A 13,959-nucleotide genomic window follows, 5' to 3' on the forward strand; every position below is an offset into this window, starting at 1 on the left:
CGATCAGCCTTCCTCGGCGGCACGGAGCGCGCCTGCCGGCAAGCAGGCGCAGGTCAACCGCATCCACTGTCGGCCGACCGTGTCCGCGCACCGTCATCGCCGTGTCATGGCCGTGTCACGATCCCGCCGCGACCGCCGGAGCGCGTCGCCCGCGCTCGCCTCCGCCTTCCGCACCCGGAGGCGGCGGGGCGTCACCACTCGCGGGGCGCGATCAGCTCCTCCACGTCGGCGCCGGCGAACCCGTACGCCGTGGCCACGAACCAGAACTCCTCGGCGATCGCCTCCCGCGCCACCGTCTCGATCTCGCTGCCCGCCGCCTCGAACTCGGCCTCCAGGTCGTTGAACTCCTCCGTGGCGGCGTGCGTCAGCGTGTAGAGCGCATCGAGGCCGGCGGGCCGCTCGGCCTCGATGCGCGCGCACAGCCGCAGCAGGATGTCGCGGCCCTTGGCGACGACGTGACCGGGGTAGTAGGGGTCGGCGGCCATGCTCTTGAGGAAGTCGTGCCCGGCGACGCGCGGGTCGGAAGGCGGCATGGGATCTCCTGTTCTCGCTGACGGTCGGTGTGCCGCCGATCCTGCCCGCCGCCACCGACAGTTTCCGCCCGCGGGGCCACCTTGCCGGAACGGCAAATTTGCGTGCCGGGAGCGGCGTCCCGGGCGAGACTGTGCTGCTCGTCCGCCGAACCGCCCGACCCGCGCCGCCCCGGCGAGGAACGGAGACCCTTGTGCCCAGCACCCAGCCCCGCGGCCGCCGCCGCGACGCCCCGCCGCCCAGGACCGGAGGCAGCGAGGCCGAGACCCTGCGCGGCTTCCTCGACTACCTCAGGAACTCCATCGCCGCGAAGCTCGACGGCGCGCCGGAACCGCAGGTCAGGACGGCCGCGGTGCCGTCCGGCACGAACCTGCTCGGCCTGGTCGGGCACCTGGCGGCCGTGGAACGCGCGACGTTCCTCGGGGACGAGGTCACCGACTGGCAGGCGACGTTCCACGCCGCGCCGGCCGACAGCGTGGCCGACGTCCTCGCCCGCTACCGCGAGGCGGTCGCCCTCGCGAACGAGGTGCTCGACCGGTGCGCCGATCTCGACGCGCCCGTCCCCCGGCCGGGGCCCGGGAGCGCGCCCACCGTCCGCTGGGCCCTCACCCACCTGATCGAGGAGACCGGCCGGCACGCGGGCCACGCGGACATCCTCCGCGAGCTGATCGACGGCGCCACCGGACGCTGACCCGGCCGCGCCCCCGATCGAGGAGTGAGCGGATGTCCTTCCCCGTGGCGTCACCGCAGCTCGTCGCGGCGGCGGGCCAGGTACGCGGTCTCGGCGGTGTTGCCGGCCAGCTCGATCGCCCGGTCGTAGGCCGCGCGCGACTCCCCGCCGCGGCCCAGCCGGCGCAGCAGGTCGGCGCGGGCGGCGTGGTAGGCGTGGTAGCCGTCCAGCGGCCCGGCGAGGCGGTCGACGACGGCCAGCGCCACCTCGGGCCCGTCGAGCTCGGCGACCGCGATCGCCCGGTTGAGCGCGACGACCGGCGACGGGTCGAGGCGGACGAGCTGGTCGTAGAGGGCGACCACCTGCGACCAGTCGGTGTCGCGGATGTCGCGGGCGGAGGTGTGCACCGCGTTGATCGCGGCGAGGATCTGGTAGCGGCCGGGAGCCGTCCCGGCGGCGGCAGCGGCCAGGCGCTCGCGCACCAGCCGGTGCCCCTCGGCGACCAGCTCCGCGTCCCAGGCGCCGCGGTCCTGCTCGGCCAGGGGGACGAGCTCGCCGCCGGCCGAGAGCCGGGCCGGGCGGCGGGCCTCGATGAGCAGCATCAGCGCCAGCAGCCCGGCCACCTCGCCGTCGTCCGGCAGGAGGGCGCGGATCAGGCGGGTGAGCCGGATCGCCTCGGCGGTCAGGTCCTGCCGGACCGGGTCGGTGCCGGGGCCGGTCGCCAGGTAGCCCTCGTTGAAGACGAGGAACAGGACGGCGAGCACGCCGGAGACCCGCGCCGGCAGGTCCTCGGCGGCCGGCACCCGGTACGGCACCCGGGCCGCCTTGATCTTGGCCTTCGCGCGGGTGATCCGCTGTCCCAGGGCGCTCTCGGCCACCAGGAAGGCGCGGGCGATCTCGGGCACGGTCAGGCCGCCGACCAGGCGCAGCGTCAGCGCCACGCGCGCGTCCGTCGCCAGCGCCGGGTGGCAGCAGGTGAAGATGAGCCGGAGCCGGTCGTCGTCGATGGCGCCGGCGGGCTCGGGCGGGCCGGCGTCGTACACCACCTGAGCCTCCCTGTGCTTGTCGTCGCGTCTGCTCTCGCGGCGGATGCGGTCGATGGCCTTGCGGTTGGCGGTGGTGGTCAGCCAGGCGCCGGGGTTGGGCGGCACGCCGTCGGCCGGCCACCGCTCCACGGCGGTCGCGAACGCCTCGGCCGCCGCCTCCTCGGCGATGTCGAGGTCGCCGAAGCGCCTGGTCAGGCCGGCGACGATGCGCGCCCACTCGTCGCGGTGGGCCCGGGTGACCGCCTCGCGGACGTCGGTCGCGTTCACTGGATCCTCTCGGGTCGTGGTCGGTGTGTCAGCGGGCGCGCGCCTCGGCCGGGTCGCGCGCCGGCGGCCACCGGACCAGGGTGCCACCTCCGCGCGAGCGCGAACGCCGCCACGGCTGATGGTAGATTGACCGCGTCAGCGACGATCGGTGCGCTGACGGAGACGAGAGAGGTGAGTTGATGGCCGTCCTGGCGAACACCGCCGCGCGCGGTGCCCGGACCATCCCCGCCTCGCCGGCCTCGGCTGCCTGACCGCCGCCTGCCCCATGCCCCGCGGGACTTGGTCCCGGCACGCCCGCCGTCCGGCGAGGCGGCTGCCGCGCGCCTTCGAGCAGTCCCCCGACCTTCTTGGCATGACGAAAAGGAATCCGGTCATGGACCTTCCCCGCATCTTCACCATCCGCGAGAGCAGCCACCGCATCCACAACCCCATCACCGCGGCCAAGTTCGCCGCCCTGGGCGAAGCGCTCCGCCTCGCCCCCGGGACGCGCGTGCTCGACCTGGCCAGCGGCTCGGGCGAGATGTTGTGCACGTGGGCGCGCGACCTGGGCTGCACGGGCACCGGCGTGGACATCAGCACGGTCTTCACCGAACGGGCCCGGGCTCGCGCGGCCGAGCTCGGCGTCGCCGAACGGGTCGAGTTCGTCCACGGCGACGCCTCCGGCCACGTCGCGGACCAGCCGGTCGACCTGGCCGCGTGCGTCGGCGCCACCTGGATCGGCGGCGGCGTCGCCGGCACGGCCGAGCTGCTCAGCCGCAGCCTCCGCCCCGGCGGCCTGATGCTGATCGGCGAGCCCTACTGGCGGCGGACCCCGCCGGACGAGGAGACCGCCAAGGCCTGCCACGCCTCCGGCGTCGCCGACTTCCTGTCCCTGCCCGGCCTGATCGGGCGGTTCGGCGACCTCGGGTACGACGTCGTGGAGATGATGCTGGCCGACCAGGACAGCTGGGACCGCTACGCCGCGGCCCAGTGGCTCAACCTGCGCCGCTGGCTCGACCGCAACCCCGGCGACGAGCTGGCCCCCGAGGTGCGCAGGGAGCTCACCGACGAGCCCGCCCGGTACGCGCGCTACACGCGCGAGTACCTCGGCTGGGGAGTCTTCGCGCTCATGCGGCGGTAGCCGCGTGCGGTGCGGTCCGGCGGGGCGCCAGCGGCGGTGTCAGGGTGGCTACGGCCCGGCGTCAGCGCCTCCGGCTCAGCGCCACCGACCGGACCGACACCGCCGTCCAGATCCGGCCCGCCGACCCCGCCGAGGGCCGCGCCGCCAAGGCCGCCGAGCAGACCATCCCGCGGCCGCTGAGCCCGCCTCCGATGACGGGGACGGCCGATACGCCGAAGGGGCGCCGCCCGGACGGGCGGCGCCCCTCAAGGCGCTCCTCAAGGCGCCCCTCAAGGCGCTTCCGGCAGGGTCAGTCGCGCGGGTCCCAGCCGTCGGTGTCGACGTCCAGGTCGAGCGCGTCGGCGATGTCGTCCCACTCGGTGTACTTGAAGTCGGTGATCTCCCGGTCGCCTTCGGCCGGGGTGTTGACGCCGTCGTGGGCGATGAAGACGCCCTCGTCGAAGTCGCCCAGCGGCACGTTGAGCACGGTGGAGCCGTCGCTGACCTCGACGCCGTCGAGGCCGTTGCCCGCGCCGACCCGGAACTGGCCGAGGTAGGAGTTGGCGCCCTCCCTGCGGTAGACGGCGAAGGTGTTGTCGCCCTGGCTGGAGGCCAGCAGGTAGCCCTTGCCGTCCTCGCGGTAGTAGATCGTGAGACCCTCGGCGTCCGCGCTCAGGTGCTGGCCGCCGAAGCCCGGGTCGGCGCCGGGCGTGCACTCCTCGGTCGCGGGGTCGTAGGTGCCGGGGACGCCGTACTCCTTGACCTTGTCCACCAGCACCGGCGGGCCGGTGAGGTCGGCCCGCATGCGCCAGATGCCGACGTCCTCCTGCGCGGCGTAGAGGACGTCCCGGTTCTGGTCCACGACCATGCCCTCGACCTGTGCCTGCTCGTCGGGCTCCAGGCACGGGGCCCAGGTCCGGCCGTTGGGGAGGGTGAACGACGCGGGCAGGCTCAGCGTCCTGACGAGCTGGTAGCCGACCTTGCCGCCGGGCTTGGCCAGCAGCTTGACCAGGCCGATCGAGGTCTTGTGCCGGCGGCTGACCAGCGCGTAGGTGCCGGTGGAGTCCTTCCAGGCGCCCAGGCCGTACGCCGTCTCGCCGTCGTTGACCTGTTCCTGGGTGGTGTTGAAGACGAACGGCGCGGCCGGGTCGGTGACGTCCGTGAGGTGGCCGTCCGAGATGGCGTAGATCCGCAGGGTGTCCCGGCCGCGGTCGGAGACGATGGCGAGGTCGCGCCCGCCGAAGCCGTAGGTGACGTCGACGTTGTTGAACCGCCCGGGCTCGTCGTCGGGCCCGGGTGCGGTGGGCGCCGCGATGTGCTGGAGCTGGTGCCCGCCGAGGTCGTAGACGTTCAGCCCGCCCTCCTTGGCCGTGGTGACCACCACGCTGTCGTCGGAGTCGGACGGGTGCACCCAGATCGCCGGGTCGTCGCCGTTGGAGTTGCCACCCGCTTCGTCGTCGTACAGGGCGGGCGTCTCGACGTCGGGGTACACCGTCGCGACGGTGGAGCCGGACGCGGGGACCGCCGTGCCCGCCGCGAGGGTGACCAGCAAGGCTGCCAGGGAGAGCCTGGGCAGGGGACGCATTGCGCCTCCTCGTTCTGGGGAGTGATGGTGCGACCGTAACTTCCATGAAATGAAATATCAACAGGTGATTCTTATGTCAGGACATAAGGACTTACAAAGCGGCCCTGGGCATGCCGACGGGCCGCCCGGCCGGTGTCGCCGGCCGGGCGGCCGGGCCGCGGGGCGCCGCCTAGCTCTTGTTGACGCGCCAGAAGTCGGAGATGGTCTGGCGGTTCTGCAGGTCCCCGAGCAGGTTCTTCGGGTCGGTGTGGAAGAGCTGGCCCTGCCAGTCGGCCAGCCCGGCCGGGGTGACCAGCGGCTTGACCGTGCTGTTGCCCGAGATGCCGCCCTCGCCGATCTCGTGCTTGACGCCCTCTTCGGTCATGATGAAGTGCACGTACAGCTTCGCCGCGTTGGGGTGCTTGGTCTTGCTGGCGATCGCCACGTACTTCGGGTAGCTGAAGCCGGCGAAGGGCGCCATGCCCTCGCAGGTGGACTGCGCGTAGCCCTTGTCCTCGTTGTTGCGGAACTTCGAGGTCGACATGAAGCCGATCTTCTTGTCGGTCGCGTTCGGCGCGCCGACCGCGCTGGAGATGTCCTCGTCGGAGCCCGTCAGCACCGGCCGGTTGCCGGCCAGCCGCTTGATCCACTCGTAGGCGGCGCTCTTCTCCTCCGTCTTCAGCGGCTTGCCGTACTTCGTCTGGAACGCCTGCTCCAGGGCCTGGTTGCCGTGCGCGTCGAGCTGGGTGAAGAACGACAGCACGGTCGGCTTGCCCAGCGGGTCCTGCATCACGAGCTTGCCGGCCCACTCCGGCTCGGTCAGGTCCCAGATGTTCTTGACCGGGCAGCCGCCGGGCGACAGCTTGGTGTTGTAGGCGAAGACGGTGGCCTTCGACAGGGCGAGCAGCGGGTTCTGGTTCTCGGCGGGGATCTGGTCCTTCAGGTCCGCGGGGATCCAGGTCTGCGTCACCCCCTGCGGCGCCAGCTGGCCGACCAGCACGCCGCCGTCCTCGTACATGGCGGCGTCGATGGTGACGTTGTCCGCGGCGTGCTCCCTGAGCATCTTCTCGGCGGTCTGCGGGGTGTCCGACTTCACGCCCTCCATGGCGATGCCGTACTTGGCGGTGAAGGCCTTCGCCACCTCCTCGATGTCGCCGCTGGAGTCGTAGACCAGCAGGCCGCCCTCGTTCTTCGCGGCGGCGACCAGCGCCTCCAGGTCGAAGTTCGCGTCGAGCGAGGGGCCGGGCAGCGCCTTGGCGGTCGCCGTCGACGGGGCGTCGCCGGCCGTGGAAGGCGCGCACGCCGCGGCGGCGACCGCTAACGCCGCCACGGAGATGATCTTCGCGGTACGCCTCATGATGGCGTCACTCCTCTTACCTCTCAAGGGTCCGGAAGCGCCGCACCAGCCCCGACGACGCCATGGTGAACTTACGATGAACGTCACGTGAATAATTTGTCAAGACATTCTTACGTCCGCCTTGCCGTCGATCCGGCTTGACACTGCTCGCCAGCTTTCTCCTAATGTCAGGACAAAGTATTGACTGTTCATCTGTTGTTCATCTACAACTGGAGGCCCCTGGATGAGGAGCGATCATGCGTGTGGGCTTACTGGGCCTCGGCCGGATCGGCATGTTCCATGCCGCGACCCTGTCCACCCTCGTCGACGAGCTCGTCGTCGCCGACGTGGACGGCGGCAGAGCCGAGGAGACGGCGCGGCGGCTGGGCGCCCGGGTCGCCGACCCCTTCGACGCCGACGCGGTGGTGATCACGACACCGACGTCCGCGCACGCCGAGGCGCTGCTGCGGGCCTGCGAGCTGAAGGTGCCGGCGTTCTGCGAGAAGCCCGCCGCCCCGACCGTGGCCGAGACCCTGCGGGTCGCCGCGGCCGTCGAGCGCAGCGGCACCCCCGTGCACATCGGCTTCCAGCGCCGCTTCGACGCCGGCTACGCCGCCGCCCGCGCCGCGCTGCGCGCCGGCGAGCTCGGCGAGCTGCACCGGGTCCACCTGCTGACCGGCGACCCCGCGCCCCCTCCCGCCGAGTACGTCGCCCAGTCCGGCGGCATCTTCCGCGACTGCCACATCCACGACTTCGACATCCTGCGCTGGGTCACCGGCCACGAGGCCGACAGCGTGTACGCCACCGGCGCCAACCGCGGCGCGGCCTTCTTCGCCGCGTCCGACGACGTCGACAACAGCGCCGCGCTCATCACCATGGACGACGGCACCCTCGTCACGCTCCAGGGCTCGCGCTACAACGGCGCCGGTTACGACGTGCGCATGGAGCTCGCGGGCACCCGCGGCACCTGGGCCGCCGGGCTGGGCGACCGGACCCCGCTGCGCCCGGCGGACGGGCCCGGCCCCGCCGGGCGGCCGTGGCCGGACTTCCAGAGCAGGTTCGAGGCCGCCTACGTCGCCGAGATGGACGCCTTCCTCGCGATGGCGCGGGGCGAGCGCGAGAGCCCCTGCACCGTCCAGGACGCCCTGGCCGCGCTCCACCTCGCCGAGGCCGCCGACCTGTCGCGCCGCGAGGGCCGCGCCGTGCGCCTGGTGGAGGTGACCAAGTGAGGATCGCCGCCGCCCCCATCTCCTGGGGGGTCTGCGAGGTCCCCGGCTGGGGCCACCAGCTCCCCGCCGGACGCGTGCTCGCCGAGATGGCCGAACTCGGCCTGACCGCCACCGAGCTGGGCCCCGAGGGCTTCCTGCCGGCCGGGCAGGACCTGCTCGGCCGGTACGGGCTGCGGCCGGCCGGCGCGTTCGTCCCCGTGGTGCTGCACGACCCCGGCCACGACCCGCTGCCGGGGCTGCGGGCCACCTGGTCCGGGTTCGCGGACGGCACGGTCGTGGTGCTGGCCGCCGCCACCGGCCAGGACGGCTACGACACCCGCCCCGAGCTGGACGCGGCCGGCTGGCGCACCCTGCTCGGCAACCTCGACAGGATCGCCGCAGAGGCGGCCGGGACGGGCCGCGTCGCCACCCTCCACCCGCACGTCGGCACCATGGTCGAGAGCCGCGAGGAGGTGGAGCGGGTGCTCGGCGGCAGCTCCGTCGCGCTCTGCCTGGACACCGGCCACCTGCTCATCGGCGGCACCGACCCGCTGGACGTCGCCGAGCGCGCCCCCGGACGCGTCGCGCACGTCCACCTCAAGGACGTCGACGCGGCGCTCGCGGCCCGCGTCCGCGCCGGCGAGCTGACCTACACGCAGGCCGTGCGCGCCGGGATCTACCGCCGGCTCGGCCTCGGCGACGTCGACGTCAAGGGCATCGTCGCGAGCCTGACGGCCGCCGGGTACACCGGCTGGTACGTCATGGAGCAGGACGTGATCCTCGACGCCGAGCCGCCGGCGGGGGCGGGCCCGGCCGGCGACGTCCGCGCGAGCGTGGCGTTCCTGCGGGGCCTGGCGTGAGGCCGCCGGAGGTGCTGACGATGGGCCGGGTCGGCGTGGACGTCTACCCGCTGCAGACCGGCGTGCCGCTGCGGCAGGTCGAGACGTTCGGCAAGTACCTGGGCGGCAGCGCGACGAACGTGGCCGTGGCCGCCGCCCGCCTCGGCCGGGCCAGCGCGGTCATCACCAGGACCGGCGACGACCCGTTCGGCGGGTTCGTGCACGACGCGCTGCGCGCGTACGGTGTGGACGACAGCCTCGTCACCGCGGTGCCGGGCCGGCCGACGCCGGTGACGTTCTGCGAGATCAGGCCCCCCGAGGACTTCCCGCTGTACTTCTACCGCGACCGGGCGCCCGACCTGCAGATCGCGCCCGGCGAGCTGGACCTGACCGCCGTCGCGCGGGCCGGGCTGTTCTGGGCCACCGTGACCGGGCTGTCGGCCGAGCCGTCGCTCAGCGCGCACCTGGCCGCGTGGCGGGCCCGGGGGCGCCGGCCGCACACCGTGCTCGACCTGGACTACCGCCCCATGTTCTGGCCCGGCCCGGCGCTCGCCCGCGAGCGGGTGCGGGCCGCGCTCGGGCACGTCACCGTCGCGGTCGGCAACCTCGACGAGGCCGAGGTCGCCACCGGGACCCGCGACCCGGTCGCGGCGGGCGCCGCCCTGCTCGCGGCCGGCGTCGAGCTGGCGGTCGTCAAGCAGGGCTCGGCGGGCGTGCTGGGCATGACCGCGACGGAGACCGTACGCGTGCCGCCCGTGCCCGTCGAGGTCGTCAACGGCCTCGGCGCGGGCGACGCCTTCGGCGGCGCGCTCTGCCACGGCCTGCTGGCCGGCTGGCCGCTGGAGCGCACGCTGCGCTTCGCCAACGCGGCGGGCGCGATCGTCGCCGGACGGCTGGCCTGCGCGCCCGCGATGCCCACGCCGGACGAGATCGAGGCCGCCCTGCCCGCCCGTTCAGAAGGAGGCCTCACCCATGCGTGAGCAGGACTACCGCAGGCTGCTCGACGAGCGGGCCTGGCAGCCGGAACGCATCGCCGAGGCGGCCGCTGCCCGCAGGCGCCGGCCGCTCAGGAACGGCAGGGAGCACCTGCTCATCATCGCCGCCGACCACCCGGCGCGCGGCTCGCTCGGGGTGGCCGGCCACCCCATGGCCATGCGCAGCCGCGTGGACCTGCTGGACCGGCTGACGACCGCCCTGGCCAGGCCGGGCGTGGACGGCCTGCTCGCCACCCCCGACATCGTCGAGGACCTGCTGCTGCTCGGCGCGCTCGACGACAAGCTCGTCATCGGCTCGATGAACCGCGGCGGCGTGCACGGCGCGGTGTTCGAGTTCGACGACCGGTTCACGGCCTACGACGCCGACTCGATCGCGGCGATGGGGCTCGACGGCGGCAAGATGTTGTGCCGGATCGCGCCCGAGGACGCCGCCACCGCCGCCACCCTGGCCGGCTGCGGCGCGGCCGTCACCGAGCTGGCCAGGCGCGGCCTGATGGCGATGGTCGAGCCCTTCTGGTCCGGCCGCCACGAGGGCGCCGTCCGGCACGACCTGTCGCCCGAGGCGGTGATCCGCAGCATCAGCGTCGGCCAGGCGCTCGGCGTGACCTCCGCGCGCACCTGGCTCAAGCTCCCGGTCGTGCCGGACATGGAGCGCGTCATGGAGGCGACGACCCTGCCGGTCCTGCTGCTGGGCGGCGACTCCGGCCAGGACCCCGACGCGATGTTCGGCTCCTGGGGCGACGCGCTGCGCCTGCCCGGCGTGCGCGGCCTGGTCGCCGGCCGGACGCTGCTCTACCCGCCGGACGGCGACGTCGAGGGCGCGGTCGACACCGCGCTCGGCCTGCTGGAGGGCACCCACCTGCCCGTGCCCGCCGGAGGTGCGGCATGAGGCTGACCACGGCGCAGGCGCTGGTGCGCTTCCTCGCCAACCAGTGGTCGGAACGCGACGGCGCCGAGCACCGCCTGATCGCCGGCGTCCTCGGCATCTTCGGCCACGGCAACGTGGCGGGGATCGGCCAGGCCCTGGCCGAGCAGGGCGCGGGCACCGGCGGCCCGCTCCCCTACTACCTGGCGCGCAACGAGCAGGCCATGGTCCACACCGCCGTCGGCTACGCCCGCACCCGCGGCCGGTTGTCGACGTTCGCCTGCACGGCCTCCATCGGCCCCGGCGCCACGAACCTGGTCACCGGCGCGGCGCTGGCCACCGTCAACCGGCTGCCCGTGCTGCTGCTGCCCGGCGACATCTTCGCCACCAGGGCCGCCGGCCCGGTGCTGCAGGAGCTTGAGGACCCGCGCTCCTACGACGTGTCCGTCAACGACGCGCTGCGCCCGCTGTCGCGCTTCTTCGACCGGATCAACCGGCCCGAGCAGCTGCCGTCCGCCCTGCTGGCGGCGATGCGGGTGCTGACCGACCCGGCTGAGACCGGCGCCGTCACGCTGGCGCTGCCGCAGGACGTGCAGGCCGAGGCGCACGACTGGCCGGAGGAGCTGTTCGCCAAGCGGGTGTGGCACGTGCCGCGGCCCGTTCCCGAGCCCGCCGCGCTGGCCAGGGCCGCCGAGCTGCTGCGGAGCTCACGCCGGCCGCTGATCGTCGCCGGCGGCGGGGTCAAGTACAGCCAGGCGTGGACGGAGCTGGCCAGGTTCGCCGAGAACCACGGCGTCCCGGTGGGCGAGACGCAGGCGGGCAAGGGCGCGCTGCCGTACGACCATCCCTGCGCGGTCGGCGCGATCGGCCACACCGGCACCCGGGCCGCCGCCGCCCTGGCCCGCGACGCCGACCTGGTGATCGGCGTCGGCACCCGCTACACCGACTTCACCACCGCCTCGCGCACCCTGTTCGGGCCGGCCAGGTTCCTCAACGTCAACATCGCCGCCTTCGACGCGGCCAAGAACGCCGGCCTCATGCTCGTCGCCGACGCCCGCGCGGCCCTGTCCGCGCTCGACGAGACGCTCGACGAGACGCTGGACGAGACGGGCTGGCGGGCCGACGCGGACTGGACCCGCCGGGCCACCGCCCTCGCCACCGCCTGGCAGGCCGAGATCGGCCGCGCCTGCGCGGGGACGCGGCTCACGCAGCCCGTCGCGCTCGGCATCGTCAACGAGCTGGCCGCGGGCGGCGTCGTGGTCAACGCGGCCGGTTCGATGCCCGGCGACCTGCACCGGCTCTGGCGGGCGAGCGACCCCGAGCAGTACCACGTGGAGTACGGGTACTCGTGCATGGGCTACGAGATCGCGGGCGGGCTCGGGGTGAAGCTGGGCGCGCCGGAGCGCGAGGTGTTCGTGCTGGTCGGCGACGGCTCGTACCTGATGATGGCGCAGGAGATCGCCACGGCCGTGCAGGAGGGCGTCAAGCTCGTCGTCGTCCTGGTCGACAACCAGGGCTTCGCCTCCATCGGCGACCTCAGCGAGGCCGTGGGGGCGCGCCGGCTCGGCACCGCCTACCGGGCGCGCGGCGCGGGCGGCGAGCTCGACGGGCCGCCCCTCCCCCTCGACCTGGCCGCCAACGCCGCCAGCCTGGGCGCCGACGTGCTGCGCGCCGACACCCCCGAGTCCCTGCGGGCGGCCCTGGTCAAGGCCAAGGAGTCCGCCAGGACCACCGTCGTGCACGTCGAGCCCGCCCCGGGCGCCGGCCCGGCCGCCCAGGCGTGGTGGGACGTGCCGGTCGCCGAGGTGTCCGCGCTGCCCGAGGCCCGGGCCGCGCGCGAACGCTACGACGCGGCCAAGCGCGACCAACGGCCCTACCTCTGATGGGCTGGACGCTCGCCTTCGCCCTGCTGGCCGCCCTGTTCGTGCTGATCAGCGGCGCCAACGACGGGGCCACGCTGATCGGGCTGGGGCTGCGGTTCCCGCACATGCCCGGCTGGGTGGCCGTCGCGCTGCTCGTGACGGTCCTGTTCGGCACGCCGTACGTGCTGGGCGTCGCGGTCGCGCGGACCTTCACCGAGGGGCTGGCGGGACTGGGCACCGGCGCCGGCGCGGCGGTGTTCCTGACCGGCGTGGTGATCGCGATCGTGGTCGTCGCGGCGCTGACCGGCCGAGGACTGCCGACCAGCCTCACGCTGGCCGTGATCGGCGGCATCTCCGGCGCGGGGCTCGGCGCCGGCGTGCCGGTGTCGTGGCGGAGCCTCGCCACCGTGCTCGCCATCGGGCTCTGCGCCCCCGTCGTCGGGCTGGTCCTCGGCTACCTGCTGGGGGCCGCCGCCCGCCGGGTGCCGTCCTACCGGCGGATGCCGAGGCTCGTGCTCGCCGCCCACCTGGTGGCGTACGCGGCGCAGTGCACCGCGTACGCGCTCAACGACGGCCAGAAGATGATCGCGGTCGCCAGCGTGGCGCTCGACGTGGGCCGCGACGGGCTCGGCGGGGTCGGGCCCGTCGCCGTCCCGCCGGCGTGGATGGCCGTGCTCGTGGCGCTGTTCCTGGCCGGCTCCCTGACCAGTCTCGACCGGGTGGGCGGGCGGATCGGCCGCGGCCTGGTCATCGCCCGGCCGCTGCACGTGGTCTCGGCCGAGACGGCGGCCACCGGCGCCGTGCTCGGCAGCTCGGCGCTGGGGAGCCCGGTGAGCATGACCCAATCGGTGACCGCCGGCGTCGTCGGCGTGGCCGCCAGCGAAGGAAGCAGGAGGGTGCGATGGCAGAGCGTGGCGAACATGGGCACGGCGTGGCTGGTCACCCTCCCGTCGTCACTGCTGCTGGGCTGCCTGGCCGGGCTCGGGCTGAGGCTGCTGTGAGCGGCGCCAAGGGCCGCGCCGGCCGGCTCCGCAGGGTCCTGGACGACCTGCGCGGCCGTACCGCCCGGCGGGTGATCGACCTGCTCCGCGGCCAGGTCGCCACGGCGCGGCAGGGCGCCGAGCTGGCCCGCACGGCCGCCTCGGGCACGGTCGAGAGCGCGGCGGCCCGCGCCCGCATGTCCGTGGTCGAGCACGAGGGCGACCAGGCGCGGGCCGAGCTCGTCCGCGCCCTGTCGCGGACGCTGGCCACCCCCATCGACAGGGAGGACCTGTTCCGGCTGTCCCGCTCCATCGACGACGTGCTCGACCAGCTGCGCGACTTCGTCCGCGAGGCCGACCTGTTCGGGCTGTCCGACCTCGGCTTCGCCGTCGAGCCGCTGCAGGCCGTCATCGACGGGCTGGACGAGCTGGAACAGGCCCTGGTCAAGATGCTCACCGACCCCGGCTCCGTCATGGTCTCCCTGCTGGCCACCCGCAAGTCCCAGAGCCGCGTGCGCCAGCTCTACCAGGCCAGGCTCACCACGCTGTTCGCCGGGACGCTGGAGATGGACACCCTGCGCGAACGCGAGCTGCTGTCCCGCCTGGACGCGGTGGGCCGGCGGCTCGGGGAGTCGGCCGACGCCCTCGCCGACGCGATGCTCAAGAGAAGTCACTGATGCCCAACCCCCCGAAGGAA

Annotated in this window: 13 protein-coding genes; 9 read left to right on the plus strand and 4 right to left on the minus strand. The window is 74.1% G+C overall.

Annotated features, from left to right (window positions below; genetic code table 11):
* Nucleotides 1-191: 191 nt before the first annotated feature.
* Nucleotides 192-533: a DUF5713 family protein gene (locus tag MF672_RS25255; RefSeq protein ID WP_242380509.1), complete on the minus strand. Its 342-nt coding sequence runs from the start codon at nt 531-533 to the stop codon at nt 192-194.
* Nucleotides 534-724: 191 nt separating this feature from the next.
* On the opposite strand from MF672_RS25255, the gene MF672_RS25260 reads away from it, so the two are divergent.
* A complete protein-coding gene (locus tag MF672_RS25260; protein ID WP_242380507.1) occupies nt 725-1,222 on the plus strand; it encodes a DinB family protein in 498 nt (165 codons plus the stop codon).
* Between the two features lie 50 nt (nt 1,223-1,272).
* Here the strand turns inward: MF672_RS25260 and MF672_RS25265 are convergent, their stop codons facing one another.
* Nucleotides 1,273-2,514: an RNA polymerase sigma factor gene (locus tag MF672_RS25265; protein ID WP_242380505.1), complete on the minus strand. Its 1,242-nt coding sequence runs from the start codon at nt 2,512-2,514 to the stop codon at nt 1,273-1,275.
* A gap of 373 nt (nt 2,515-2,887) precedes the next feature.
* On the opposite strand from MF672_RS25265, the gene MF672_RS25270 reads away from it, so the two are divergent.
* Complete coding sequence (locus MF672_RS25270; RefSeq protein WP_242380502.1) at nt 2,888-3,634, plus strand: SAM-dependent methyltransferase; 747 nt, start codon at nt 2,888-2,890, stop codon at nt 3,632-3,634.
* Nucleotides 3,635-3,923: 289 nt separating this feature from the next.
* On the opposite strand, the gene MF672_RS25275 is transcribed toward MF672_RS25270, so the two are convergent.
* Entirely contained in the window at nt 3,924-5,198 is a 1,275-nt protein-coding gene (locus MF672_RS25275; RefSeq protein WP_242380501.1) for a phytase, read from the minus strand.
* Between the two features lie 169 nt (nt 5,199-5,367).
* The gene (locus tag MF672_RS25280) at nt 5,368-6,534 is read right to left on the minus strand and encodes an ABC transporter substrate-binding protein (RefSeq protein ID WP_242380499.1); all 1,167 of its coding nucleotides are present in this window, start codon (nt 6,532-6,534) and stop codon (nt 5,368-5,370) included.
* A 236-nt stretch (nt 6,535-6,770) separates the two neighbouring features.
* Here MF672_RS25280 and MF672_RS25285 point away from each other — a divergent pair, with 236 nt between their 5' ends.
* The 7 genes from MF672_RS25285 to MF672_RS25315 are packed head-to-tail and all read left to right on the plus strand — an operon-like array spanning nt 6,771 to nt 13,939.
* Nucleotides 6,771-7,742 (plus strand): Gfo/Idh/MocA family protein, encoded by a 972-nt coding sequence (locus MF672_RS25285; protein WP_242380497.1) that lies wholly within the window; start codon nt 6,771-6,773, stop codon nt 7,740-7,742.
* The gene (locus MF672_RS25290; protein WP_242380495.1) at nt 7,739-8,581 is read left to right on the plus strand and encodes a TIM barrel protein; all 843 of its coding nucleotides are present in this window, start codon (nt 7,739-7,741) and stop codon (nt 8,579-8,581) included. Before MF672_RS25285 ends, MF672_RS25290 begins: the two co-directional genes overlap by 4 nt.
* A gap of 20 nt (nt 8,582-8,601) precedes the next feature.
* Nucleotides 8,602-9,540, plus strand: coding sequence for a 5-dehydro-2-deoxygluconokinase (iolC, locus tag MF672_RS25295; protein WP_242380541.1), 939 nt, complete (start codon nt 8,602-8,604; stop codon nt 9,538-9,540).
* On the plus strand, nt 9,533-10,444 hold the full coding sequence (locus MF672_RS25300; RefSeq protein WP_242380493.1) for a Cgl0159 family (beta/alpha)8-fold protein: 912 nt from the start codon (nt 9,533-9,535) through the stop codon (nt 10,442-10,444). Before iolC ends, MF672_RS25300 begins: the two co-directional genes overlap by 8 nt.
* Complete coding sequence (iolD, locus tag MF672_RS25305; RefSeq protein WP_242380491.1) at nt 10,441-12,303, plus strand: 3D-(3,5/4)-trihydroxycyclohexane-1,2-dione acylhydrolase (decyclizing); 1,863 nt, start codon at nt 10,441-10,443, stop codon at nt 12,301-12,303. The genes MF672_RS25300 and iolD overlap by 4 nt, the downstream gene beginning before the upstream one ends.
* Nucleotides 12,303-13,283, plus strand: coding sequence for an inorganic phosphate transporter (locus tag MF672_RS25310; protein WP_242380489.1), 981 nt, complete (start codon nt 12,303-12,305; stop codon nt 13,281-13,283). Before iolD ends, MF672_RS25310 begins: the two co-directional genes overlap by 1 nt.
* Complete coding sequence (locus tag MF672_RS25315) at nt 13,280-13,939, plus strand: DUF47 domain-containing protein (protein WP_242380487.1); 660 nt, start codon at nt 13,280-13,282, stop codon at nt 13,937-13,939. The genes MF672_RS25310 and MF672_RS25315 overlap by 4 nt, the downstream gene beginning before the upstream one ends.
* Nucleotides 13,940-13,959 lie beyond the last annotated feature (20 nt).

The organism is Actinomadura luzonensis (assembly GCF_022664455.2).
Lineage (GTDB): Bacteria > Actinomycetota > Actinomycetes > Streptosporangiales > Streptosporangiaceae > Nonomuraea > Nonomuraea luzonensis.